The organism is Sorangium sp. So ce117 (genome assembly GCF_051524395.1).
Taxonomy (GTDB): Bacteria; Myxococcota_A; Polyangia; order Polyangiales; family Polyangiaceae; genus Sorangium; species Sorangium cellulosum_B.
This window is the reverse complement of record NZ_CP150309.1, coordinates 5833088-5859878: the sequence shown is the minus strand read 5'-3', so window position 1 is coordinate 5859878 and position 26791 is coordinate 5833088. Positions and strand designations below refer to the sequence as shown.

The 26791-nt window shown below is 70.3% G+C and carries 13 protein-coding genes; 5 read left to right on the top strand and 8 right to left on the bottom strand.

The features are described from left to right. The first annotated feature begins 671 nt into the window (after window positions 1-671). Entirely contained in the window at window positions 672-2141 is a 1470-nt protein-coding gene (locus WMF46_RS21855; RefSeq protein WP_437987344.1) for a protein kinase domain-containing protein, read from the top strand. A 126-nt stretch (window positions 2142-2267) separates the two neighbouring features. Here WMF46_RS21855 and WMF46_RS21850 read toward each other — a convergent pair whose 3' ends face one another. Next, entirely contained in the window at window positions 2268-3116 is an 849-nt protein-coding gene (locus WMF46_RS21850; RefSeq protein WP_437987343.1) for a helix-turn-helix domain-containing protein, read from the bottom strand. Window positions 3117-3302: 186 nt separating this feature from the next. On the opposite strand from WMF46_RS21850, the gene WMF46_RS21845 reads away from it, so the two are divergent. Continuing rightward, complete coding sequence (locus WMF46_RS21845) at window positions 3303-3701, top strand: hypothetical protein (protein ID WP_437987342.1); 399 nt, start codon at window positions 3303-3305, stop codon at window positions 3699-3701. 6 nt (window positions 3702-3707) lie between these two features. Here WMF46_RS21845 and WMF46_RS21840 read toward each other — a convergent pair whose 3' ends face one another. The 4 genes from WMF46_RS21840 to WMF46_RS21825 all read right to left on the bottom strand — a co-directional run bounded on the left by WMF46_RS21840 (window position 3708) and on the right by WMF46_RS21825 (window position 7389). Further along, window positions 3708-4415, bottom strand: coding sequence for a DUF4336 domain-containing protein (locus WMF46_RS21840; protein ID WP_437987341.1), 708 nt, complete (start codon window positions 4413-4415; stop codon window positions 3708-3710). Window positions 4416-4481: 66 nt separating this feature from the next. Beyond that, complete coding sequence (gene gstA, locus WMF46_RS21835; protein WP_437987923.1) at window positions 4482-5087, bottom strand: glutathione transferase GstA; 606 nt, start codon at window positions 5085-5087, stop codon at window positions 4482-4484. 44 nt (window positions 5088-5131) lie between these two features. Next, window positions 5132-5866, bottom strand: a complete 735-nt coding sequence (locus tag WMF46_RS21830; RefSeq protein WP_437987922.1) for a Uma2 family endonuclease — start codon at window positions 5864-5866, stop codon at window positions 5132-5134. 272 nt (window positions 5867-6138) lie between these two features. Then, the gene (locus tag WMF46_RS21825) at window positions 6139-7389 is read right to left on the bottom strand and encodes a formylglycine-generating enzyme family protein (RefSeq protein WP_437987340.1); all 1251 of its coding nucleotides are present in this window, start codon (window positions 7387-7389) and stop codon (window positions 6139-6141) included. A 516-nt stretch (window positions 7390-7905) separates the two neighbouring features. Here WMF46_RS21825 and WMF46_RS21820 point away from each other — a divergent pair. Beyond that, window positions 7906-9621, top strand: coding sequence for a hypothetical protein (locus tag WMF46_RS21820; RefSeq protein ID WP_437987339.1), 1716 nt, complete (start codon window positions 7906-7908; stop codon window positions 9619-9621). 221 nt (window positions 9622-9842) lie between these two features. Further along, a complete protein-coding gene (locus WMF46_RS21815) occupies window positions 9843-10964 on the top strand; it encodes an acyl-CoA dehydrogenase family protein (protein WP_437987338.1) in 1122 nt (373 codons plus the stop codon). A 121-nt stretch (window positions 10965-11085) separates the two neighbouring features. On the opposite strand, the gene WMF46_RS21810 is transcribed toward WMF46_RS21815, so the two are convergent. Next, a complete protein-coding gene (locus tag WMF46_RS21810) occupies window positions 11086-17112 on the bottom strand; it encodes an AAA family ATPase (protein WP_437987337.1) in 6027 nt (2008 codons plus the stop codon). A 63-nt stretch (window positions 17113-17175) separates the two neighbouring features. Continuing rightward, entirely contained in the window at window positions 17176-18162 is a 987-nt protein-coding gene (locus tag WMF46_RS21805; RefSeq protein WP_437987336.1) for a response regulator, read from the bottom strand. 833 nt (window positions 18163-18995) lie between these two features. Between WMF46_RS21805 and WMF46_RS21800 the strand changes: the two genes are divergently transcribed. Next, window positions 18996-20693, top strand: a complete 1698-nt coding sequence (locus WMF46_RS21800; RefSeq protein WP_437987335.1) for a hypothetical protein — start codon at window positions 18996-18998, stop codon at window positions 20691-20693. Window positions 20694-20726: 33 nt separating this feature from the next. On the opposite strand, the gene WMF46_RS21795 is transcribed toward WMF46_RS21800, so the two are convergent. Next, the gene (locus WMF46_RS21795; RefSeq protein ID WP_437987334.1) at window positions 20727-26735 is read right to left on the bottom strand and encodes an AAA family ATPase; all 6009 of its coding nucleotides are present in this window, start codon (window positions 26733-26735) and stop codon (window positions 20727-20729) included. Window positions 26736-26791: the final 56 nt, after the last annotated feature.

Sequence of the window (26791 nt, the reverse complement as noted above, 5' to 3'; positions counted from 1 at the left end):
CGCGTTGGATGAAGAATGAAGACACGAGCGCCGCCCTCCATGCTGCCCGGACGGTGGTTGTGGAGGTAAAATGAAAGACTTTTTTCGAAGTCAAGAGGTGTTGAGCCTCGCGCCGCGGGGGGCTCATCTGGCGCGGCGAGGTGAGCTCATGGATGAAGCCGCAGCGGATCGCGAGCCACGGCCGTACGACACGCACGCTTGTTCCCGGGCTCCCCACCTGTTCATCAGGTAACCTACCTTCAACTCCGTTGTTCAGCGTCACCGCTCGCGACGACGGGTGCTTTCGACCGGCCGGATGAGCGCGGCGCTCGGCATGCGCTCATGCGCCGACACCGGCGCACGGCGGATATCCGTCCCATGTGGCCGTACCGCACAGGAGCGCTCCGTGGCCCCTGCGCTCCTGGGGGATGTAAGAGATGTAAGAGACAGGTTGGCTTCAATGTGCGCGGGTGCGCGACACGCGCGCAGGCGCGACTCAGGCGCGACTCAGGCGCGACTCAGGTGCGACTCAGGCGCGGCTCAGGTGCGACTGACGTGGCGGAGAGCACTTTGTTTCTCTTGCAGAGGCAATGAAGGCGTCGTAGTGATCTATTTACGCCATTCGGGCGAGTTGTCGGCTGGAGCTGACGGAACCACCGGCTCGGGCCTGTGCGAGAAGGAGTAGCAGAGGTATGCCCCTGCACACCGGACAGATGGTGACGCCTTCGCTGAGGCTCGTGCGCATCCTCCGGCGCGGCGGGATGGGGAGCATCTGGGTCGCGGATAGGCTTCCGCTGAAGGCTCAGGTGGCCGTGAAGTTCATGTCGCCCGAGTACGCGGATGACCCGGGCTACGTCGAGCGGTTCCGGCGAGAGGCGGTCGCTGCGGCGCAGATCACGAGCCCGCACGTCGCGCAGGTCCTCGATCACGGCTTGACCGCGGAGGGCATGCCGTACATCGCGATGGAGCTCCTCCGCGGCGACGACCTGAGGACCCGTATCAGCCGCCAGGGCCGGCTGCCGCTCGGCGAGGTGGCGCGTATCGTGACGCAGACGGCCAAGGCGCTCGGGCAGGCGCACCGCCTCGGCATCGTCCACCGCGACATCAAGCCGGACAACCTGTTCCTGACCCAGGTGGACGGGGAGAGCTTCGTCAAGGTGCTTGACTTCGGTATCGCCAAGCGGGTCCGGGACCTGCGGGTCACCTCGACGGGGAACGTGGTTGGGACGCCGCTGTACATGAGCCCGGAGCAGCTCGTCAGCCCGAGGGATCTCGATTTCCGTGCGGATCTCTGGTCGCTCGGCGTCGTCGCCTACCATGCCATGACGGGGCGGACCCCGTTCTCCGGAGAGACGCTCGCGGCGCTCACGCTCGCCGTGCACAGGGGGCGGTTCACGCCCCCCAGCGCGCACCGGATCGACGTGCCGGCCTCCGTCGACGAATGGATGGCGAAGGCCCTGCAGCAGGATCCGAGCGCGCGCTTCGGGTCGGCGAAGGAGATGGCAGAGGCGCTGGAGCGTGCGCTGTCGTCGCGCAAGTGGGGCACCGAGACGCCGGCTCCGGCCGCCGGGGACGCGGCTGCGGAGAGCGTGGTCGAGGCCCCGCCCGTGAGCTCGCAGGACGGCGTGGTCACCCGGCGCAACCCTGTCATGACGTCCCCGTCGATACCGGTCGTGGAGGCGGATCTCTGCGAGGACGACGGCGGCGATGGCACGACGGCGGTCCTGGGCTCGGCGTCGAGCCGCAAGAAGCGCAAGAGGCCATCCGCGCGGCTCGCGGCGGCCGCCGCGATCGGCGCCGTGCTGGCCGGCGCCAGCCTGTTCTTCGGCGTCCGGTTCGCCGCGCCCGCTGCCGACAGCGCCGCGCTCGCCGCCGTCGCTCCCCGCGCCGGGCTGGCGAGCTCGACCGAGTCGACGCTCCTCGCCAGCGTCGTGGAGGCACCCAGGCCGCTGCTCGCGCCGGAGCTCCAGGAGCCCGTCCAGGCCGCTGCGGCGCAGCCCGAGAGCGCGCCCACCAGCGAGGCCTCGCGGTCGACGACGAAGAAGAAGCCCTCCGTGCGCCCCACGCGATCCCCCGGGCGGACCAAGACCATCCCGTCCACTGGGCGGCAGACCCGGCGCATCAAGCCTTTTCCACGCAACGACATCGCGATGCACCGGTAGCGCTCCCGGCGCTGCTCATCGCGATGCACGGGCGGCGCTGCTCATCGCGATGCACGGGCAGCGCTCTCAGCGCTGCTCAGGGGAGCGCGGGCAGCGCACGGCCGTTGACGCGTGCGCGGTGCGCGCTCAGAGCGGGATCCGAGGGGATTCGTCGGCGGAGGGCCCTTGTCCTCGGCGTCGCGCCGTCGCGCGCAGCGCCTCCGCGGTCGCCTGGTCTGCGGGGAAGAACGACTCGACCGCGAGCTCGGACAGGGTGACGTCGATCGGCGTGCCGAAGACCATCGTCGTGCTGAGGAAGCTCAGGATACCGTCCTCCGTCCTGAGCCTGAGCGGCACCGCGACGGCGACCGGGTCGGGCTCGCGGGCGGGCTCGGGGCGCCTCGATCCTTCCGGCGATGGATAGCGGATGAGCTCTTCGAGGAGCGTCACGAGGGCGGGATCGGAGCTCACGTCGATCTGACGGCGCAGGCGGGCGAGGAGGTGCGCGCGCCACTCGGGCGAGTTCTCGATGCGCGGCGCGAGGCCGCCTGGGTGCAGGCTCAGGCGCAGCACGTTGATCGGGGGCTGGAGGAGGGCGGCGTCGGCGCCAGCCAGGAATGGGCCGATCGCGCCGTTCGCGGCGACGAGGGTCCAGTGCCGATCGATGGCGACCGCCGGATAAGGCTCGTGGCCGGCGAGCACCAGATCGACCGCCCTGCGCGCCGCCGCGAGCGCCGGATCGCCGAGGCTGCGCTCCGGATAGAGCGGCGCGTACCCCGCCGCCACGAGGAGCTGGTTGCGGTCGCGCAAGGGCACATCGAGGCGCTCGGCCAGGTGGATCACCATCTCGCGGCTCGGCTGCGCGCGGCCGGTCTCGAGGAAGCTCAGGTGGCGTGTCGAGATGTCGGCCTCGCAGGCGAGGTCGAGCTGGCTCATTCGACGGCGCTGGCGCCACTCGCGCAGGAGACCCCCGATCGGCGGGTGTGAGCTCGTCATCGCGAGTCGACCCTAGCACGCCGGAAAATGACGCCCATTACCTGGGAGGTAATCGATCCCATGCCGAGGGCGCCCCAAGGTGAGCGGTGCAGGGCGCTGCGGGCACCCGGCGCGCCGCGCGCGTCCGCCCGCAGGTCCCGCCCACCGAGGGGCGATGAGCCCCGACCGCAACGAAAGGAGCCCACCATGTCGTTCGTGATCTCTCCTCGCTTCCTGCGCCGCGTCCTTTTCGCCGACGCGGCCCTCAGCGGCGCTACAGGCCTCCTCATGCTCGCGGCCGCGGCGCCCCTCGCCGGCCTGACCGGCCTCCCCGAGGCGCTGTTCCGCTGGGCTGGCGCGAGCCTGCTCCCGTTCGCGGCGCTCGTCGCGTGGCTCGGCACGCGCGAGCGTCCGGCGCGGGGGGCCGTCGTCGCCGTCGTCGTCGCGAACGCGCTCTGGGTCGTCGACAGCGTGCTCCTCCTCGCGCTCGGCTGGTTCGAGCCGACGGCGATCGGCTATGCGTTCGTCGCGGCGCAGGCGCTCGCCGTCGCGCTCTTCGCGGAGGCGCAGGTCATCGGGCTGCGCCGCGCGCAGGCGGCCGCCTGAGAGCCCTCATCTCGCCGGCAGGAGCCGGCCAGCCCCGGCGCCGATCCACGCGAGCGCGCGGCGCGTCCGGTCCTTCGCCTCGCCTTCGATGACGTCGCCGTGGGCGACGACGACGCGCTCGAACTCCCACGCGAGGACGTCGGCGACGCTGCGCGCCGCCGCGGCGCGGTCCCTCATGAGCACGCGCCACACGTGGTCCTGGGCGGTCTTCCTCCACACGCCGCCCACCCAGAGGAAGACCTTCATGGCGAAGCTGCGGGCCTCATGCACGTTGAAGAGGAGATCCGTCACGATGAGCGTCCGCGACCGCGCGTGCAGGAACACGTGCTCCGCGATGTACGGCACGCCCTCGACGAGGCGCACGCCGAGATCGTCGCCGATCTCCGGCGCCACGCCGGATCGGGGCAGCGGGGTGAAGCGGAGGCCGGAGAGCTTCTTCTCGAGCCCGGGCGCCCCGAGCACGCTCGCGCGCGGCCAGCGCTCGGTCGCGGCCCTCAGGAAGACGTGGTGGAGGCAGCTCGGGGCGACGAGGGCGCGCACCTCGCCGAGCGCGTCGATCTCGCGGGCGGTGTCGTCATCGAACGCCAGCGGCGAGTGGATGACGATGCCGCCGTCCGCCCGCCTCACGACCGTCGTGCGCGCCGGCAGATCGCCGAACGGCAGCCGGAAGTCCCTCTCATACGCCCACACCTCGTCAGCGATCGCCCGCAGCATGCCGTCATGCAAAGCCGCGCGTGATCGTGGTGTCAAGGCGCGTATCCCCAGGGACTCGAAGCAGGCCTACCGCCTCCGCTCGGCCTCGATGGCGGCCTGCACCGCAGGGCGGCCGCCGACGCGCTCCCTGTAGCGGCCGAGGACGGGCCATCCACCGAGATCGACGCCCGCGAACCTCGTCCACGTCGTCACGGTATAGAGGTACGCGTCCGCCACCGTGAACCGCTCGCCGAGGAGGTACGTCGCGCCCTCGAGGCGGTGCGCCACGTAGGCGAAGCGCCGGCCGAGCAGCGCCCTCGCCGCGCTCTTCTGCTCGTCCGGCACCCGCGGCTTGAAGAGCGGCGAGAACTGCTTGTGCAGCTCGGTGCTGATGAAGCTCAGCCACTCCTGCAGCCGGTAGCGGTCCAGGGTGCCGGCCGGGGGCGCGAGCCCGGACTCAGGCCTCCGATCGGCGATGTACTGGACGATCACCGGCCCCTCGGTGAGCACCTCGCCGCCCTCGATCTCGAGCGCGGGCACGTAGCCCTTGGGGTTGATCAAGGTGAAGTCGGCGCCCGACCGGGTCTTCTTCGTGCCGAGGTGGACCTGCTCGAGCTCGAACTGGAGGCCGGCCTCGCGCAGCGCGATGTGCGGAGAGAGCGAGCAGGCGCCAGGGCTGAAATAGAGCTTCATCATGCGCTTCACAGGAGGAGCGACAGGAGCGCGGGCGCCGATCGCTACTTCAGCGTGTCGGGATCGACGCCGAGCTCCCGGAGCCTCGCTGCCAGCCGCATTGCCTGCTGCTCGGCGGACTCGGCGCGCTGCTCGGCGGACTCGGCGCGCTGCTCAGCGGACTCGGCCCGTTTCGCGAGCTCCTTGCCAGCAGGCACGAGCTCTCCCTCGGGGGTGAAGAAGCGGAGCTGTCCCTCCTCGACGCCAAGGAAGAGCTCGAGCTGAGCGCTCCAGAGGCGTCCGGAAGCATCGGGGGAGAGCGGCTCGTACTGCCCATCGACGAGGTGGAAGCCCGAGAACTCGAGCGTCTCTGGATGGAACCAGAAGTAGTCCGGCGTCCGGAAGACGTCCTGGTAGACCTGCTTCTTGAGGCCACGATCGGCGCCCTCGGTGCTCTCCGAGAGCAGCTCCACGATCAGGTTCGGGTACCGGCCGTCTTCTTCCCAGACGACCCAGCTCTTGCGTGGCCTCCGCTCGGTGCCGAGCACGACGAAGAAATCGGGGCCCCGGAAGTGCTCGGTCTTGAGCTGCCTGGGGCTGAAGTAGATGGTCAGGTTCCCCGCGGCGAAGAAGTCGGCCCGGTCCTTCCAGAAGAGCTCCAGGCTCTCGAGCAGCACGATCATCTGGACGAGGTGCTGGTAGGTCTCCATCGGAGGCTCGTTGCTGTACAGATCGCCCGGCGGAGCGACGACGCTGGGGTCGACGATCTCCGCCGGCATCGCGAAGGCGAGGGACGTCATGTCGGAAGCCTGCCGGAGGATCCACCTCGCAGCAAGGTCCGCGGCGCACCTCGCCGTGTCCGCGTAGCCGCTCGACAGCTTGCGGATCCCGGGTGCGCTCATTTCGAAATCCGCCCTTCTGTGGCGTCGCCGCCAGGGTGCCTCGTGTTCGTCCTGCCCGGCCAGCGCAGCGTCCGTCGCTGCCGCACGCCGGCGCGTGGTGGCACCGCGCGCTCAAGCTCAGCTCGCTCGCGTCCGGTCGCGCGAGGGCCGCCCTCGGCGACGGCTCGGCGCTACGGCGTGCGCGCGCAGCGCACGCCGACGCCGTAGTCGCCGCGGTAGTTCGCCGGATCGTAGGAGACCGCCGAGCGATTCGACGACAGGAGATACGGCATCAACCCCGTGTGGAAGCCGCCGCCAGGCAGCACCCGGTTCGTGGCGCCGGTGAGGTTTGCGCAATCCTCGCAGGGGCTCACGTAGTTCGCGTAGACGTCGAGGTTCCACTCCCACACGCTGCCCGAGAGATCCCACTGTCCATAGCGCCCGACGCCGAGCGGCGTGCTCCCCACGTCCGGCACATTCACGACGCCCGTACAATTGCCCCGCCTTCCGCTCGGATAGTAGCAATCGTAGATCGCAACCTGGTTGCCAGCGCCGGGATCCATCGAGCCCCAGGGATACATGCGCTGCTCGTCTCCGCCGGCGGTTGCGTATTTCCATTCGGCCTCTGTCGGCAGAAAGCCGCCGTCCCAGATGCAGAAGGCGTGGGCCTCGTACCAGTTCATGAACGTGAGCGGCAGCATCTCGTTGTCGCCGGCGTTCGCCGTCCAGGTGCCGTACGCGGTAGGGGTCAGGTTCTTCGTCCACGTGGCGGCCGCGCCCTGGCCCGTCGGAATGTACCTGTCCCAGCTCGAGTTCCACCCGGACTCGAAGCTTCCGCGCTTCGCGCTATCGGCCACGCCCTGGCCGTCGTTCAAATGCGTATGTTTGCCGCTGCCCGCCGCGGGCGGGGAGCCGCCGGCGACCAGGTAATCGACGTACTGCCGGAAGCGGCCGACGGTCATCTCGTATTTGTCCAGGCGAAACGAGCTCACCGTCGCTGGATCTCTCGTGTTGGTCGCCCCGCTGCCGCTGTTGCTGTACGTTCGATAGAACGTGCCGCCCGTGACCAGCAGGCTCGTGCAGCAGCTCTCGTTGCCGTCCGGGCCGCACGTCGAGAGCCCAGGTCCGCCGGGCGCGCAGCTCGGCGGCTCGTCGACGCTCGGGCCACCGCCGGATCCACCGCTTCCGGCCGAGGCCGAGCCGCTGCCCTGACCGCTCGTGCTGTTGCCGCCGCTGGATGTGCCCGCGCCTCCGCTGCTCGTGGTACCGCCGCTGTTCGTGGCCCTTCCGCTGCTCGTGGCGCCACCGCCGCCCGCGTCACTCGAGCTCGATCCATCGGCGCCGTCGCTGCCGCATGCCGCAGCGCCGAGCGTGAGAGCGAGCGCGGCGCACCATGCACCATGCCGCTGCCGCACGCGTTCACGGAGCGCGGCGGCTCCCACGTAGGAAGCCAGTGCGTGCGCCGTGCGGCGAGCCGCCGCGTTGCATCGGAGCTTCCTTGTCTGTCGCCTGCGGACCATATGTGGAAAGTACTTCAATCGAGCTATCATGTCTCCACAGAAATCGGATATAGCGACGCTCAGGAAGTGTCGTTGTAAATTTGCTCTCTTATGCGTCGGCCCCAACCATTCACCGACACCTCGATCGAAGGCCTGCGCGCCTCCCGGTGCTCGTGTTCATCGCTCGGAGCGTGCAGCTGGGACCATTTTATCGCGTGGGCGCACACGGCTCGTCGCCGAGCTTCGGGTATACCGGGGGCGAGCGGATCCATGGTTCGGGGCTGCAGCCTCCAGCGGATGGAGGCGCGTGCCGCCGATCGAGAGCCATGCGTTCGTCCGACACCCTGGCCGCACGCCGCAGATCCTCAGCGGCGCGGCGCTTGCTTGACCGCTGCTCGCACGTGGATGCGCGCGCGGCCAGCGCGCGACGCACGCCGCGATCTACCTGGAGACCTCACGATGACCGAGCGCACGTTTCCCCTTGTCCCTTCGCCTCTTTCGCCGGAGCCTGCGGCGCCGAGCCTCCATCGTCCCACGGTCCCGGATGCGCTGCCCCGGCGCGGCGCCGCGGCGCTCCTCGTGACGGCGGGCGTGCTCTGGTCGAGCGCGGCGGCGCAGGCGGCAGAGCCAGACTTCAACCACGATGGGTATGCCGATCTCGTCGTGTCGGCTCACGCCGAAGACGTGAGCGCCGCGCAGGACGCAGGCGTGGTCCACGTGATCTATGGATCGAGCCAGGGTGTCTCTGCGACTGGCGCCGGGGGCACCGGACGCACCGATCAGTCGTTCGCTGCCGGCTCGCTCGGGATCGCAGGCGTCGCGCCGGAGGCGTGGGACAACTTCGGCAAGGCGGTCGCCTGGGGCGACTTCAACGCCGACGGGTGGACCGACCTGGCCATCGGCGTCCCGTCCCGGGATGTCGATGGACTGCAGGCGGCAGGAGCGGTGGCGATCCTCTACGGTCTCCCGGCCCAAGGCTTCCTCGCGGCAGGGCTCCGGCCGGGCGGCATGGATGGCAACGCGAAAGCGCAGCTCGTCACCCAGGACTCCACCGGCGTGGCCGGGACCGCGGAGGAGGCAGACAGGTTCGGCGCCGCGCTCGCGTCAGGGGACTTCAACGGCGATGGCATCGACGATCTCGCCGTCGGCGCGCCCGGGGAAGATTACCCCACCGGTGGCGTCAACATCATCTATGGCTCGGCCACGCCCCAGGGGCTGGGGTACGGGAAGGCGGGCACCCTCCGGCGCTGCCTTGCGCCCCAGGGGAGCATCTGTCCCTCGAACACCATCTTCCTGGCAGGCTCGACGCTCGCAGCCGCCGATTTCGACGGCGATGGTTATGACGACCTCGCGATCGGGAGCGACTGGTACTCGCGAGGCCTCGTCACGTTCGTCTACGGTACAGCGTCCGGCTTCGCGGCGAGGGACCTCTACATCCTCCGACAGGACCACGAACTGCCGGGGCCGTCCAACGAAGGCGACGAGTTCGGCGCCGCGCTCGCCGCCGGAGACTTCGACGCCGACGGGTTCGCGGATCTCGCCGTCGGCGCGCCCGAGGACTTCGTGCCGGTGCTCGGCGGATACGACGCACCTCAGGGATCCGTGAGCGTGGTCTATGGCACGAGCGACGGGCTGTCGACCCTCGGCAGCCAGCGCTTCTTCCCGTCCTTCCTGGGGAACCCCGGGAACGAGCTGATCGGGTTCGGTAGCGCGCTCGCCACCGGCAACCTCGACGGGCAGCACGGGGACGATCTGGTGATCGGCGCGCCGTACGAGTCGGGAGCAGGGTACTTGGGGAATGGCGCGGCGTATATCCTCTACGGCATCTCCGGCGGGCTATCCATCCTCTCCCGCAGGCACTGGACTCAGGAGAGCTCCCTGGGGGCCTTCCTCTTCGCTCCGCTATGCGACGAGTTCTACGGGAACGGCGATCACTTCGGCGAGGTGCTCCGCGCGGGCGACTACAACAACGATGGAAGGGCGGATCTCGCGGTCTCCGCGCCCGGAAAGAGCCTGACAGCCGACGTCGGCCACGAAGGCATGGTCTTCGCGCTCACCAGCGGCGGCACCTTCTTCGACAGCGATCCGCGCAACTTCTCCTCCGCGCGGTCGCTCCGGCAGGGGAGCGATGGCGTGAACGACCTCGCCCAGGCGAACGATGGCTTCGGGGAATGACGCCTCGGTAGAGCCGAGCCCGGCGACGCTCGGCCGCGGGCCGAGGGACAGCTCGCCTCGGACGAGTGCGCTGGGCGGCTCCACCTCGAGCGCGGTCAGGCGATCGGCAGCGAGCCGGTAGCGCAGCCGCGGCTGGGCGGATCCGCTCCGCCGACTGCCGTCGGCGCCGCTCTGGGTCGGATCGCTGGGTCGCGTCGCCGCCGCGGCCTACACTCCTTCGCATGTCCTCCGGATCGCCCATGCCGCCCGCCGCGGACGGCTCCGCCGCGCTGATCGAGCGCGCCCGCCGGCTCGCGACGCTCGTGCTCGCCCCCTCGGCGAACGCCACGGATCAGGCCGCGACGGTTCCCCGAGAGCACATCCGCGCCCTCGCGGACGCAGGTCTCCTCGGGATCGCGACGCCTGTGTGCCACGGCGGCCACGGCGCCCCGCCGCGGGTCGCGCGCGAGGTCCTGGAGATCCTCGCCGGCGCCTGCGGTGTGACGGCGTTCGTCCACATGCAGCACGCCGCCGCGTGCCCGCTCATCGCGCGCGGCGACAACGAGGCGCTCAAGGAGCGCGCCCTGCCTCGTTTCGCCTCCGGAGCGCGCTTTTGCACCGTGGGCTTCTCACACGTCCGCCGCCCGGGCCCACCGATGGTCAGGGTCGAGCCCGACGGCGACCGGTTCCGCTTCGACGGCACCGTGCCCTGGTTGACCGGCCATGGGATCGCCGACGATGCGGTCATTGCCGGCGCGCTCCCCGATGGACGCCTGATGTACGTCCTGACACCGCTGCAGGCGGAGGATTCCATCGAGGCATCGCCGCCGCTCCGGCTGAGCGCGATGAACGCTTCGGCCACGGTGTCGCTGACGCTGCGCGAGCTACGCGTCGGCCCCGAGCAGGTGATCGCCACCCTGACGCGCGAGCAGCAGGCCGCCCGCGACGTGGCGGGATTGCTCACGCCGTCGGCGCTCTCCCTGGGCGCCGCCGGCGCCGCCACGGCCCTGCTCGCGGACCTGGCGGAGCGCCGCGGCAGCGCGCGCCTGGCGGGCGCCGCCCGGGCGTTCGAGGGCGAGAGGGAGGCGGCCCGCGCCGAGGTCGATGCATGGGCGGACCGGCCGGAGGACGATGGCCATGCAGAGCATGCGGTCCGCGCTCGCGCCTGGTGCATCGATCTGGGCGTCAGGGCCACGCACGCCGCGGTCGCTGCGACCGGAGGCAGCGCCAACCTCCTCGACAACGCCGCGCAGCGCTTCTTCCGTGAGGCGATGCTCTATTCGCTCACGGCCCAGACGCGCGACCTGCAGACAGCGACGGTGGAGCGGCTGCTCGAACGGGCGACCCGCTCCAGGTTGGGGTAACGACCGCGTCGATGGTGCGATGACGGTCGGCGAGGTGGAGATGCGGCGTTACCGAGGGCCTCCTCAAAAACGTTGCAGCCTCTCCCGAGGCGCTCCATGGCTGGGTCTGGTGCGCCGCTCGCTACGTCGATCCCTGCGGCTCCGCGCGGTCGTCGGCGCCGCCCGCGCCGCCTGGGCCGTACGCGCCGACGAAGTCCCGCAGCCTCCGGGTCTGGTAGCTGCGCGCCAGCGTCGTGAGCTGCTCGATCCAAGGTCTGAGCCGCGGATCGTGCTGCGCCATCCGCTCCGCCTCCTCCACGATCTTGTGGACGAGCCCCTTCTTCGCGAGCGCCGACAGGAGCGCCAGCTCTTCGGCCGGAGGCGGCGCGAGGTGGCCGCCGCCTTCGGGCTGCTTCCCCGGCGCATCGCGAGCGGGGGCTTCATCGCGGCGAAGCCACTCGATGCCCAGCAACCGCGATATCTTGTCCAGGAGCGCGCTCGCCACGATCGGCTTGGGCAAGAAGTCATCGCAGCCGGCGCTGGCGCACCGCTGCCGCTCGGCCTCGGAGACGCTCGCCGACGAGGCCAGGATGGCGACTTGTCGGAGCTCGGGCATGAGCCTGAGGCGACGCGCGGTCTCGTGGCCGTCCATGTCCTTCATGTACACGTCCAGCAGGATGAGCGCCGGCGCGCGCTGCGCGGCCACGCGCAGCGCCGCCTCACCGCCGTCCGCCTCGCACAGATCGAAGCCGAGCGGGCCGAGGAGCCCGCGTACCACCGCGCGATTGTCGGAATTGTCGTCCACGATGAGTACCGTGCGGCGCTCCCCCGGATAGCCCACGATCGTGTCCCACCCCCTGGCTTCGCCTGGGCTCGTCGCGAGCTGCGCCTCGGCGAGCGGGAGCGTCACCGTGAAGACACTGCCTTCGCCGACCTCGCTTTGCACCTCGATCGCACCACCCATCTGTTGCACGAGCTTCTTCGTGATGGCGAGGCCGAGCCCTGTGCCCTCGCTCTTCGCGCTCTGCTCCCCGACCTGCTCGAACGGCTCGAAGATGCGTGACAGGTGCTCCGGGGCGATCCCAGTACCCGTATCCTCGACCCGGAACCGCACCATCCGCCCTGCAGCGACTGTCTCCTCCAGCACCTCGACACGGAGGGACACGCTTCCCCGCTCGGTGAACTTGATGGCATTGCCGAGGAGGTTCAAGAGCACCTGCATCAGCCGCTTCTCGTCGGCACAGACGGCCTGGAGCGCAGGGCCGCGCAGCTCGTGCGAGAACGTGATCCCCTTCGCTTCGGCGCGCACCCGGCACAGATCGACCACCGTCCGCACGAGCGCAGGCAACCGGAACTCCGTCAGGACGGAGTCCATCTTGCCCGCCTCGATCTTGGCCAGGTGCAGCAGGTCATTGATGAGCGAGAGCAGGTGCTTGCTCGACTTCTGGATGACCCGCAGGCCATCCCGCCACGCTGGCGGGATGTCGGGCGTTCGCTCCAGGATCTGGGCATACCCCATGATCCCGTTGAGCGGCGTTCGCAGCTCGTGGCTCATGCTGGAGAGAAAGTCGCTCTTGGCCTGGCTGGCGCGCTCCGCCGCCTCCTTGGCGATGCGGAGCTCGACGGTGCGCTCCTTGATCTTGGCCTCCAGGTCCCGGTAGAGGAGGGCGTTCTCCACGGCGATGGCGGCCTGCGCGGCGACCACCGACAGGAGCTCCACCCGCCGCTCGGGGAACGCCGCAGGCGCCTCCCGGTGCTCGAGGTAGAGCACGCCCACGAGGCGCCCTCGATGCGACAGGGGGAGCGCCAGGAGCGAGAGCACCGGGTGCGCGGCCAGGTACGGATCGGCCGCGAAGCGCGCGTCCGACCTGGCGTCGTCCACCACGACCGGCTCGTTCGTGCGCGCCACGTAGTGCGCCACCGTCCTCGCCACCTCGCTGCTCTGCGAGAGCGGCTCGGACAGGCCCGTCTCGATGCGGCCCCCCTCCACCGAGAGCCGCGCCACGACCGAGAGCTCTTCGCCTTCGCCGAGCAGCAGGACGCCGCGCTGCGCGCCGGCGCTCTCCAGCACGAGCTCCATCAGCCGGCCGACGACCCGCTCCGGGTCGAGCTCGCTCGACAGCGCCTGCGCCGCGCGCACCGCGGTGTTCACGTCGAGCTGCGCGCCGCCGTTGACCCCCGTGGTGGTCAGCGTGGCGACGCCCGTCGTGCGGCGGCGATCGGCCGCCGCGGGCTGGGCAGGCGCGCGGAGCACGGCGGGCCATCTCGCCTCCAGGTGGGCCACCACCGCGTGCGCCTCCCAGCGAACATAAGCGTCCCTGGCCTCGCGCAGGTACACCGCTGCGATACGGCTCCTGCCCGCCTCGAGGTGAAACTCGGCGCAGAGCTGAGCCGCCAGGGCTTCGATGTGAAAGAATCGCTGCTCGCGCGCGAGCTCGATGGCCTCGTCGTACCTGGCCATGGCCTCGTCGGTCTTGCCCTGCAGGCGGGCGTGCTCGGCCTCGAGCAGGCGCAGCTTGTGGAGGAAATTGTCCGCGCTCCCCTCGGCGAAGTACCTCAGCCGCGCGAGGCCTTGCTCGATCTCCTCGTGGAGCCCGGCCCGCTCCGCCGCGTCCGCGGCCTCCGGCCAGCACCTCGCGGCCGCGAGCGCGAGCCAGAGCGGGATGTCCGTGACCGGGGGAAAGCCGAAGATGGACACGCGGAACTGCTCGGCCTCCCGTGCCCGCGAGAGGGCCATCGGGTACGCGCCGACGACGAGGAACAGGTGCGCCTCGAGGATGCGAGCCAGCTCGGCTGCCATCCCGTCTCCGTCTGCCAGGAGGGAGCGCGATCCTCGTGAGAGCGGCTCGCCCGACAGGAGCCTCCGTGCGCCGTCGGCGGTCGTCAAGAGGTCGCACCACGACGCGATCGCCTCGAAATAGTGCGTCCCGAGCGCGGTCCCCGCGCGCTGCATCAACCCCCAGCGCGCCGCCCGGTGCGCCTCGAGCTGCCCGAGCGGCTGGCCGCGCCACACTCGGTAGTAGAACAGGTCGCCTTCCAGCCCCCAGCTCGCCCCCTGGAACGAGCCGACCTTCAGGCCGGTCGCGCAGGTTCGCTCGAAGATGGGCCCCATTTCGTCCGCAGGGCGGGAGTAGGCCGTGTACTGCCCCTGGAAGGACAGACACTCTGCCAGAAAGGGCGACGCGACGCGCTCGGCCGCGCGCACTCCGGGGCCGACCCAGCTCGCAGCGCGACGATACATGCCCGTGCTGAGCGACCACACGTTCGCGAAGCAAACGATGATGAAGGGAGAGACCGGCGTGAGCGCGCGCCGCTCTCGCACCCTCAGCACGGCGCGGGCGATCACGAGCCCGGACAGCATCGGCTGACCGCCGATCGCCGCGCACACCATGAGGTGCATCGTCAGCGCATCGATGAGCACCTGCTCCGGGGAGGGATCGAGCGGCATCCGTTCGAACGCGTCCGGGTCGCGCTCGAACCACCGATCCAGCTCGGCGGACTCCTCGACGAGCGCGGCGTGGCGCGCCTCGTCCGCGCCCGGAAATGCGATGTCCTGCTCCGTGAGCGCGGCGAGCCCGAGCTCGACCCCTCGCGCGAACTGGCCCGCCGCCTGGGCGCTGCGGACGCGCATCTCGTGCGCCGAGAGCCTGGTGAGCGCCGGCAGCGGCCTGGCGAGCAGCCGCGCGCACCGCGCCTCGACGTCGTCGAACTCCCGCAGCAGAAAGGCCCCCTCGATCTGCTCGAGCGCGAGCTCCGCGCACAGCGGCGCGTCCTTGCGCCAGGCGTCATCGCCCAGCAAGTCCTGCGCGGTCTCGGCGAGGCTCAGGAGGAGCCGGTACGAGCTCGCCGCCTTCGCGGCGCGCGCGGCCTCGAGGTTCAGCCGCGCCAGCGCCTCGCGCTCGCCTGCGGCGTCCATCCGCGCCGAGCCCAGGTTGAGGTGCCGCACCAGCTCCAGGAGCTCTTGCGGTGTGCCCCGCTGCGTCCGATGCCGCGCCCATAGCCGCCGGCCGATCTCCAGGTGCGCCAGGACGCGCTGCGCCGGCGGGGCCCGCTCGTAGCTCGCCTGCTGCACGCGGTCGTGCAAGAAGCGGTATTCAGCGTCGAGCGCTCCTTCTCCGGTTCCAGTTCCGGTTCCGGTTCCGATTCCGGCCTCTCCCAGCGCCTGCGCGGTCCGGTAGGCTCCATCGGCCGGCACCACGAGCTCCTCCCGCAGGGCGGGCCACAGCGCGGCGGTCACCCGGGCGCGCTCCCATCCGCTGAGCCGCTCCAGGTCGTGGAGGTGGAAGGCGTGCCCCGCGCACGCGGCGAGCCCCAGGAGCTGCTGTGTCGCTTCTGGCATCTCGAGCAGCTTGTCCGTCAGGAGGGCGACGACGTTGTCCGTGACCTGCGCCTGCTCGATCTCCTTCTGGCCCCAGCGCCACGCGCCGCTCTCCGGGTCCCGCGCCACCTTGCTCTGCCGGTGCAGCGACAGCAGCAGCTGCTCCATGAAGAACGGGTTTCCTCGCGTCTTTTGCCACAGCACCCGTGACAGCGGCTCCACGCGCGCCGCCTCGCTGTTCAGCGCCCGCGCTGCCCATGCCTGCACGTGCTCCGCCGACAGGGGGTGCACCGACATCCTCGACACCCTCGCCCCGCTCTCCTCGACCGACGCCACGAGCCTCCACAGCGGGTGCTCGGGGGGCGCCTCGTTGTCGCGGTACGCGGCGATCACGAGGAGCTCTCGTCGCTCTGCGTCGGTCAGCAGCGTCCTCAGGATCTCCAGCGTGGCGCTGTCGGCCCACTGCATGTCGTCGAGGAACATCACGAGCGGCGCGTTCGGCGTCGTGACCGCCCGCACGAAGTTCAGCCAGGTCAGCCTCTGGCGGGCGAGCACCTGCTCGCCGTGCACCGGCGGCACCGGCGCGAGCTTGCCCATGATCAGGTCGAGCTCCGGCACCACGTCGGCGATGAGCCGGGCGTTGTCCCCCACGTCGGCCCTGATCCGCTCCTGCCACGCCGTGAGCGTCGGCTTCGGGCTCGCCAGCCACTGCTGCATCAGCGCCCCGAACGCCTGCGCCATGGCCGCGTAGGGCGTCGACCGCGCGAGCTGATCGTGCTTGCCCGAGATCAGGAGCCCGCGCCTCGCGCGCGCGATGTCCCGGTAGACGGTGCGCACGAGCGCCGTCTTGCCGATGCCGGACGGGCCGCCGATGAGCACGAGCTCCGCCGCGCCCTCGGCGGCGCGGGCGAACGCTGCGCCCAGGAGATCGCGCTCGTGCTCTCGCCCGACGAGGACGTCTGGCAGCAGCAGCCTCTGCGAGAAATCCTTGTCCCCGAGCGCGAAGCGCTCCACCGCGCCGCGCTCGCGCCACATGCGCAGCGCTCGCTCCAGGTCTTCCGCTGCCCCCTTGGCCGTCTGATACCGCCGGTCAGGGTTCTTCGCGAGGAGCCTGGACACGATCGCCGCGAGGCCCGGAGGCACGTCGGGGGCGACCTCGTCGAGGCTCGGCGGCTCCTTGGCCAGGTGAGCGTGCACGAGCGAGAGCGGGTCGCGCTCGGTGAACGGCAGCCGCCCCGAGAGCGCCTCGAAGAGCGTCACTCCGAGCGAGTAGAGGTCGGTGCGGGGATCGAGCGCTCGCGCCGTGCGGCCCGTCTGCTCCGGCGACATGTACGCCAGTGTCCCCTCGAGCCCTTCGGGGATGCTCGCCGCCGTCGCCTCCAGCGGCAGCGACGAGGCGATGCCGAAGTCGAGCAGCTTGATCTCCGCGTACCCCGCGTCGGCCAGCACGTTCTGCGGTTTGATGTCCTTGTGCGTTATGCCGGCCGCGTGAACGGCCTCGAGGGCTCGAGCGAGGAGCGCTCCCAGCCTCAGCCCAGCTTCTACCGGCAGGCGCCCGCGCTCGGCGAGCTCAAGATCCAGCGACCGGAAGCCGGGGTCCTCGATCACCAGCGCGGCCGTGCCGCCCAGCGGCAGGAGTTCCCGCGCCCGTGCCACCCCCGACACCTCTCTCAGCTGGGTCAGGATGTGATGCTCGTGCAGGATGCGCCCCGTCACGCGCGAGCTCGGCGCGGCCGCCACGGGGAGCTTGAGCACCACCCTGTCGCCCGAGGGACGATGGACCGCGCGGCACACGCGGGTCTCGGCCCCTTCGTGCATCACCTCCCCCACAACGTAGTCTCTCAGATCCATCCCGGTTCAGCTCCTCCTCGGGTCCGGCGGAGACGCCGGGCAACAACGGAATCCTGCGGTACTTCAGCGCTCGGGCCTGTGCTGGCGGCGGTCGCGTGTCCGCAGCGCGTGCTCCACGCCCGACTGGAGGGTGGCCTTCGTCACGAGCTGATCGAGGTGCAGGTCGAGCGCCACGAGCGTTTGCGCTACCTCTGCGCGGATGCCCGTGACGACCGTCCGCGTGCCGAGCAGCGAGAGCCCCATCGCGGCTTGCACGAGCATGCGCGCAACCGTCTCATCGACTGCTTGTACACCGGTGATGTCGATGATGAGATAGTCCGCCCCGCGCTCGCTCGCCCCGCGCAGCGCTGTCTCGACCGCTTGTCCGGCGCGCTCGACGTCCACCGTGCCGATGAGGGGCATCACGAGGACGCCATCGATCATCGGAATGAGCGGAGCGGACAGCTCGAGGAGCCGCTCCCGCTGGGCCGCGATGATCTGCTCTTGCAGCGCCGCCCTGGCCGCCTCGGCGCGCTCGCTCTGCATCAGCTGCTGCGAGAGCCGCTCGTTCGCGTCGCGCAGCATTTGCACGGCCTGCGCCAGCGCCTCCTCCGCCCTGGCGCGCTCCCGGATCTCCTCCGAGAGCCTCGTATTCCGCTCCTCGAGAGCTCGCGTTGCGCGCCGGAGCGAGATCTGGGTGTGCACCCGCGCCAGGAGCTCGGTCTTCTCGAACGGCTTTGTCACATAGTCGACGGCCCCCAGGCGAAAGCCCTGGAGCCTGAACCTCGCTTCAGCGAGCGCCGTCATGAAGATGACGGGGATGCCCTGCGTCGCCGGATCGGCCTTGAGCCGCCGGCACGTCTCGAACCCGCTGAGGCCGGGCATCAGCGCGTCGAGCAAGACGAGGTCCGGCTGGGCCCGGCTGACCAGCTCGATCGCCTCCTCACCGTCGCGCGCGACGGCGACCTCCAATCCATCCGACATGAGCGCGTGCGACAGCACGGCCAGGTTGTCCGCGCTGTCGTCCACGATGAGGACGAGGCCAGAGAGCGGAGTTTCTTGTTCTTGCATGGGTCTCTGCCGGCTCAGCACGATCGCGCGAGCCTCGTGCGCCCGGTCGGCGTGCCCCAATGGACGGCGGGCGAGAAAATGCGTACAACGTGAGCTGGCGGCCCCATCACAGGAAACATTCCGTCTTCTCTTTCCCGTTCGTACCACGGGCTGTTCAGCCTTAACATACCTTTTGTAGGCGGAAGCGGAGAGGGGTGCAGGGTGCGGTGGAGAGGGTACGCTGAGCCACACAGGTCATCCATTCCATCTACGTACGCATGAGATGGGCGCTTTCCGCCTGGTTCCGAGGTCCCATGTCGGCTCGCCTCACGTGCTTTCCTTGACGAGGAGGCCTCCGCTTTTTTCGGCTCTCACGCCCCATCCCCATCTCCAGCCGCTGGAGCTCCTCACGCTCGGGCGTCGTGAGCGCTCCCGGCAGCTGGCCGGTGCTCCGGTCGTCCGCCGTCGCCAGACGTACCGCCTCCGCCTTGAGCTCGGGCGCGAACAGGGCCTCTTTCTCCTGCCTCCCCGGCGCCTTCTGGGGTCCACGGAGGAGCGAAGGATCAGGGGCGCGGCCTGGGCAAGGACAGCCATGTTGAGAGCGACCTGGCGTCGGGCGCCGCGACGCCGAGTGCGACCGATCGACCGGCGGCTGCCCGCCCGGGGCTTCTCGCGAGATGAATGTGCGCGCGCGTCGGCGCATCTAGCGCCTCGTGGCCAGCGCTCCTCCCGCGTCCAGAACCAGGGAAGCGCTCGGGGAACCCGTCGTCAGTACCCGGAAGGGAAAGGTGGAGCACGTGAGACACGGAGGTATTTGGGTGTGGCAGGGGCCAAGAGGGGCTGCGATGCTCGGGATGGCGCTGACCCTCGGCTGCACGACGGGCGGCGGTGGCCAGGGAGGCGCCGGGGGAGAGCCGGCGACCGGCGGCGGCGGGCAGGGAGGGACCGGGGGAGAGCCGGCGACCAGCGGCGGTGGTGAGGGAGGCGCCGGGGGAGAGCCGGCGACCGGCGGCGGCGGGCAGGGAGGCGCCGGGGGAGAGCCGGCGACCGGCGGCGGTGGCCAGGGAGGCGCCGGGGGAGAGCCGGCGACCGGCGGCGGCGGGCAGGGGGGCGCCGGGGGAGAGCCGGCGACCGGCGGCGGCGGTGGCGGCACAGCGGTTTGCGAGCCGGGATCGCACCTGAGCTGCTATTCGGGGCTACCGGGGACGCAAGGCGTGGGGCTCTGCACCGCCGGTGTTCAGACCTGCCTACCAGACGGATCTGGCTATGGCCCGTGCACCGGCGAGATCACGCCGTCAGCTGAAGACTGCGCCTCGGAGGCCGACGAGGACTGCGATGGTACGGGGCAATGCTCGCTTCCGCCGCTTTGGTCCGCCGCGCTGGGCGGCGCTGGCGCTGACGCCGCCTACGGCGTCGCAACGGACGCCGCGGGCAACCTCTATGTGACGGGCGCGTTCGAGAGGACGGTCGATTTCGGGGCGGGGCCGCTCGTGAGCGCAGGAGCCGTGGACGTGTTCGTGCTCAAGCTCGACCCGGCAGGCCACGCGATATGGAGCAGACGATTCGGCAGCAGCATGTACGGCGAAGCCGGAACCAAGATCGCGCTCGACGGGAGCGGCAACATCTTCCTCGGCGGGGCCTATGGCGGTACCCGCTACGGAGGGACGCCGTCTGTGGATTTCGGAGGCGGCCCGCTCCCCTTTACCGACGACTTCTCGTCGAGCGCCGTCTTCCTCGTCAAGCTCGATCCGGACGGGAACCACCTCTTCAGCCACGGATACAACGCCGGGGACGGCCTGAGCTCGATCCACCTACGAGACATCGCGGCAGGTGCCGCGGGCACCTCTACTGCGCTGTTCGTCTACCCGAGCTCCGTCGACACCGGCATGAGCGTGATAACCTACAATGCGGCGGGCGAGTACATGTGGGGCTTCTCCCATCGGTCGTTCGACAGCCCGGGCGGGATCGCCGTCGACAGCGCCGGCAACGTCCTCCTGGCCATGGGGCACAGCAAGGGCCCAGGGCTATGCCCTTGCGCCAATTATTTCCATGTCGAGAAGCGAGACCCTGCGGGCACCGCGCTCTGGCGAAAATTCCTGTCCGGACCGTCGGCGCCGGACTTCTCGGATGACGGAGGAGAGGCAAAGGATGTCGCCGTCGACCCCGAGGATCATGTCGTGGTCGTGGGCCGCAGCCTGGGAAATCTGGATCTCGGCGGTGGGCCAGTCCCCGCCGGAACGCACTTCGTGGTGAAGCTGAGCCCGCTCGGCGACTATCTCTGGCACCGAGAGGCTCCGAGCGACGCCGTGGTCACGGACTCCGCCGGCAACATCCTCGTCCTGGGAGAGCAGTCCCTCGTCAAGCTCGATGCCTCCGGCGCGGAGCTCTGGCGCCGCACGTTCACGGGCACGCCCGCCACGATACGAGGCTTGACGACCTACCGCGCCGACCGCATCGCGCTCGTCGGCGACTTCACGGGTACAGCCGACTTCGGCGCCGGCCCGCTCACCGCCACGGGCCGGGACGGCTTCGTCGCGGTCTTGGCCCCCTGACGCACGCGAGCGCGCCGAGCACCATTCCGCGTTCTACGTCGGTTCCTGCGGATCCGCGCGGCCATTGCCGCCGTGCGCGCCGCCTGGGCCGTACGCACCGACAAAGTCCCGCAGCTTCCGGGTCTGATAGCGGCGGGCGAGCGTCGTGAGCTGATCGATCCAAGGCCTGAACCGCGGGTCGTGCTGCCTTATGCGCTCCGCCTCTTCCAGGATCCTGTGGATGAGCCCCTTCTTCGCGAGCGCCGACAACATCTCCAGCTCTTCTGCCGGAGGCGGCGCGAGGTGTCCGCCGTCGGGGAGCTCCTCCGCCGGCGCGTCCCGAGCAGGCGCCTCTTCGCGCCTGAGCCACTCGATGCCCAGCAACCGCGATATCTTGTCCAGGAGCGCGCTTGCCACGACGGGCTTGGGCAGGAAGTCATCGCAGCCGGCGAGGGCGCACTTCTGCTGCTCGGCCTCGGAGACGCTCGCCGACGAGACCACGATCGCCACCTGCCGGAGCTCGGGCATGCGCCGGAGACGGCGCGCGGCCTCGTAACCATCCATGCCCCGCATGTACACGTCCATCAGGATGAGCGCCGGCGCGCGCTGCGCGGCCACGCGCAGCGCCGCCTCACCGCCGTCCGCTTCGCACAGGTCGAAGCCGAGCGGGCCGAGGAGCCCGCGCACAACGGCGCGGTTGTCGGGGTTGTCGTCCGCGATGAGTATCGTGCGGCGCTCCCCCTGATAACCGATGATCGTGCTCCACCCCCTGTCCTCGCCGGGGCTCATCGTCTGTTGCGCCTCGGCGAGCGGGAACGTCACGGTGAAGACGCTGCCCTCACCGACCTCGCTCTGCACCTCGACCGCCCCACCCATCTGCTGCACGAGCTTCTTCGTGATGGCGAGGCCGAGCCCTGTGCCCTCGCTCTTCGCGCTCTGCTCCCCCACCTGCTCGAAGGGCTCGAAGATGCGCGACAGGTGCTCGGGGGCGATCCCAGGACCCGTGTCCTCGATGCGGAAGCGCACCATCCGCCCCGCAGGGACGCTCTCCTCCAGCACCTCGACACCAAGGGAGACGCCCCCGCGCTCGGTGAACTTGATGGCATTGCCGAGGAGGTTCAAGAGCACCTGCATCAGCCGCTTCTCGTCGGCACGGACGGCCTGAAGCGCGGGGCCGCGCAGCTCGTGCGAGAACGTGATCCCCTTCGCTTCGGCGCGCACCCGGCACAGATCGACCACCGTCCGTACGAGCGCAGGCAACCGGAACTCCGTCAGCACGGAGTCCACCTTGCCCGCCTCGATCTTGGCCAGATGCAAGAGGTCGTTGATGAGCGAGAGCAGATGCTCGCTCGACCTCTGGATGACGTGCAGGCCATCCCGCCACGCCTGCGGGATGTCGGGCGCTCGCTCCAGGATCTGGCAATACCCCATGATCCCGTTGAGCGGCGTTCGCAGCTCGTGGCTCATGCTGGAGAGAAAGTCGCTCTTGGCCTGGCTGGCGCGCTCCGCCGCTTCCTTGGCGATGCGGAGCTCGACGGTGCGCTCCTTGATCTTGGCCTCCAGGTCCCGGTAGAGGAGGGCGTTCTCCACGGCGATGGCGGCCTGCGCGGCGACCACCGACAGGAGCTCCACCCGCCGCTCGGGGAACGCCGCAGGCGCCTCCCGGTGCTCGAGGTAGAGCACGCCCACGAGGCGCCCTCGATGCGACAGGGGGAGCGCCAGGAGCGAGAGCACCGGGTGCGCGGCCAGGTACGGATCGGCCGCGAAGCGCGCGTCCGACCTGGCGTCGTCCACCACGACCGGCTCGTTCGTGCGCGCCACGTAGTGCGCCACCGTCCTCGCCACCTCGCTGCTCTGCGAGAGCGGCTCGGACAGGCCCGTCTCGATGCGGCCCCCCTCCACCGAGAGCCGCGCCACGACCGAGAGCTCTTCGCCTTCGCCGAGCAGCAGGACGCCGCGCTGCGCGCCGGCGCTCTCCAGCACGAGCTCCATCAGCCGGCCGACGACCCGCTCCGGGTCGAGCTCGCTCGACAGCGCCTGCGCCGCGCGCACCGCGGTGTTCACGTCGAGCTGCGCGCCGCCCTCGGCGCCCGTCGTGGTCAGCGTGGCGACGCCCGTCGTGCGGCGGCGATCGGCCGCCGCGGGCCGGGCAGGCGCACGGAGCAGGGCGGGCCATCTCGCCTCAAGATGGGCCACCACCGCGTGCGCGTCCCAGCGGACATAGGCGTCCCTGGCCTCGCGCAGGTACAGCGCTGCGATACGGCTCCTGCCCGCCTCGATGTGGAACTCGGCGCAGAGCTGAGCCGCCAGGGCTTCGATGTGGAGAAAACGCTGCTGGCGAGCCAGCTCGATGGCCTCGTCGTACTTGGCCATGGCCTCGTCGGTCTTGCCCTGCAGGCGGGCGTGCTCGGCCTCGAGCAGGCGCAGCTTGTGCAGGAAGTTGTCTGCGCACCCCTCGGCGAAGTACCTCAGACGCTCGAGGCCGTGCTCGATATGCTCGCGGAGCCTCGCCTGCTCTTCCGGATCCGTCGTCTCGTTCCAGCACTTCGCCGCTGCAAGCGCGAGCCAGAGCGGGATGTCTGTCACAGGGGGAAAGCCGAAGAGGATCTGTCGGAACTGAGCGGCCTCCCGGGCGCGCGAGAGCGCGTGCGTGAACGCGCCGGCGACGAGGAACAGGTGCGCCTCGAGGACGCGAGCATGCGCGGCCGTCATCCCGTCTCCCTCGGCCAGGAGGGAGCGCGACCCTCGCGAAAGCGGCTCATCGGAGAGGAGCAACGCCGCGTTGCCGCTGGACATCAGCAGGCCACACCATGACGCGAACATCTCGTAATAGTGTTTCCCGAGAGCGTCTCCTGCGCGCTGCATCAGGCCCCAATGAGCCGTCCGGTGCGCCTCGATCTGTCCGACCGGCTGACCACGCCATACGCGGTAGAAGCTCAAGTCGTCCACCAGCCCCCAGCTCGTGCCCTGGAACGAGCCGAGCTTCAGGCCCGTTGTGACGCTTCTTTCGAGGACGGGCCCCATTTCATCCGCGGGGAGGGAGTAGCCCATGTACATCGCCTGGTAACACAGACACTCTGGCAGCAACGGGGACGCGACACGCTCCGCCGCGCGCACGCCAGGCCAGACCCAGGATGCGGATCGGCGGTACATCCCCGTGGTGATCGACCACGCGTTCGCGAAGCAAACGATGTTGAAAGGAGAGATAGGCGTGATCATGCCCCGCTGCCGCACCCTTTGGACGCCGCGGACCATCGCGAGCGTGGACAGCATCGGCTGACCGCCGATCCCAGCACACACCATCAGCTGCATCATCAGCGCGTCGATGAGCACCTGCTCCACCGACGGATCGGAGGGCATCCGATCGAACGCGTCCGGGTCGCCCTCGAACCATCGATCCAGCTCGACGGACTCCTCGAGCAAGGCGGTGAGGCGCGCCTCGTCCGTGTCAGGAAGAACGATACCCTGCTCCGCAAGCGCCGTGAGCCCGTGCTCTACCCCTCGCGTGAACTCACCTGCCACCTGGCAGGCGCGGACGCGGAGCTCCTGCACCGAAAGCCTGATCGGCGCCGGAAGAGGCGTCGCGAGCAGCCGTACGGACCGCGTCTCGACGTCATCGAACTCCCGCAGCAGAAAGGCCGCCTCGAGCCGCTCCAGCGCGAGCTGCGCGGTCAGCTCGGGCTCCGTCTGCCACGCGCCGTCGCCCAGCAAGGCCTGCGCGGTCTCCGCGAGGCTCGCCAAGAGCCGGTGCGAGCTCGCCGCCTTCGCGGCGCGCGCGGCTTCGAGGTTGAGCCGCGCCAGCGCCACGCGTTCCTCTACGGAGCTCGTCCGCGAAGAGCCCAGGTTCAGGTGCCGCACCAGCTCCAGGAGCTGCTGCGGTGTGCCGCCCTCCGCCCGATGCAGCGCCCAGAGCCGCCGGCCGATCTCCATGTGGGCCAGCGCCCGCTGCTCCGGCGCGACCCGCTCGTAGCTCGCCTGCTGCACGCGGTCGTGCAAGAAGCGGTATTCCGCGTCGAGCGCCCCTTCTCCGGTTCCGGTTCCGACCTGCCCCAGCGCCTGCGCGGTCCGGTAGGCTCCATCGGCCGGCACCACGAGCTCCTCCCGCAGGGCGGGCCACAGCGCGGCGGTCACCCGGGCGCGCTCCCATCCGCTGAGCCGCTCCAGGTCGTGGAGGTGGAAGGCGTGCCCCGCGCACGCGGCGAGCCCCAGGAGCTGCTGTGTCGCTTCGGGCATCTCGAGCAGCTTGTCCGTCAAGAGGGCCACGACGTTGTCCGTGACCTGCGCCTGCTCCAGCTCCTTCTGGTCCCAGCGCCATGCGCCGCTCTCCAGATCCCTGACCACCTTGCCCTGGCGGTGCAGGGAGAGCAGCAGCTGCTCGACAAAGAAGGGGTTGCCTCGCGTCTTTTGCCACAGCACCCGTGACAGCGGCGCCACCCGCGCCGCCTCGCTGCTCAGCGTCCGCGCCGCCCACGCCTGCACCTGCTCTTCCGACAGGGGGCTCACCGTCATTGTCGACACCGTCGCGCCGCTCTTCTCCACCGCCTCCACGAGCTTCCAGAGCGAGTGCTCGGGCGGCGTCTCGTTGTCGCGGTACGCGGCGATCACGAGGAGGTCTCGTCGCTCTGCGTCGGTCAGCAGCGTCCTCAGGATCTCCAGCGTGGCGCTGTCGGCCCACTGCATGTCGTCGAGGAACATCACGAGCGGCGCGTTCGGCGTCGCCACCGCCCGCACGAAATTCAGCCACGTCAGCTTCTGGCGGGCGAGCACCAGATCGCCCTGCACCGGCGGCACCGGCGCGAGCTTGCCCATCACCAGGTCAAGCTCGGGGACCACGTCGGCGATGAGCCGCGCGTTTTCCCCCACCTCGGCCTTGATTCGCTCCTGCCATGCCGCGAGCACCGGCTTCGGGCTCGCCAGCCACTGCTGCATCAGCGCCCCGAACGCCTGCGCCGTGGCCGCGTACGGCATCGACCGCGCCATCGGGTCGTGCTTGCCCGAGATCAAGAGCCCGCGCCCCGCTTGCGCGATATCCTGGTACACCGTGCGCACCAGCGCCGTCTTGCCGATTCCGGACGGGCCGCCGATGAGCACGAGCTCCACGGTGCCCGCGGCGGCGCGGGCGAAGGCGGCGCCCAGGAGATCGCGCTCCCGCTCTCGCCCGACGAGGACGTCTGGCAGCTGCAGCCGGCGCGAGAAATCCTTGTCCCCGAGCGCGAAGCGCTCCACCGTGCCGCGCTCGAGCCACATGCGAAGGGCTCGCTCCAGGTCCTCGGCTGCCCCCTTGGCCGTCTGATACCGCCGGTCAGGGTTCTTCGCGAGGAGCCTTGACGCGATCGCCGCGAGGCCCGGAGGCACGTCGGGGGCGACCTCGTCGAGGCTCGGCGGCTCCTTCGCGAGGTGCGCGTGCACGAGCGAGAGCGGGTCGCGCTCGGTGAACGGCAGCCGCCCCGAGAGCGCCTCGAAGAGCGTCACTCCGAGCGAGTAGAGGTCGGTGCGCGTGTCGAGCGCGCGCGCCGTGCGGCCCGTCTGCTCCGGCGACATGTACGCGAGCGTCCCCTCGAGCCCTTCAGGGATGCTCGCCGTGGTCGCCTCCAGCGGCAGCGACGAGGCGATGCCGAAGTCGAGCAGCTCGACCTGCGTATACGCCGCGTCGACCAGCACGTTCTGTGGTTTGATGTCCTTGTGTGTTACGCCGGCCGCGTGCACGGCCTCGAGGACCCGGGCGAGGAGCGCTCCCAGCCGGAGCCCCGCCTCCACCGGCAGGCGCCCGCGCTCGGCCAGCACGCCATCCAGCGACCGGAAGCCCGGGTCTTCGAGCACCAGCGCGACCGTGCCGCCCCGCTGCAAGAGCTCCCGCGCCCGCGCTATCCCTGATACCTCCCCGAGCTGTTTCAGGAGGTGGTGCTCATGCACGATGCGCCCCGTCACGCGCGAGCTCGGCGCGGCCGCCACGGGAAACTTGAGCACCACCCTATCGCCCGAGGGACGATGGACCGCGCGGCACACGCGGGTCTCGGCCCCTTCGTGCATGACCTCCCCCACAGCGTAGTCTCTCAGATCCATCCCGGTTCAGCTCCTCTTCGGGTCCGGCGGAGACGCCGGTCAACAACGGAATTCTC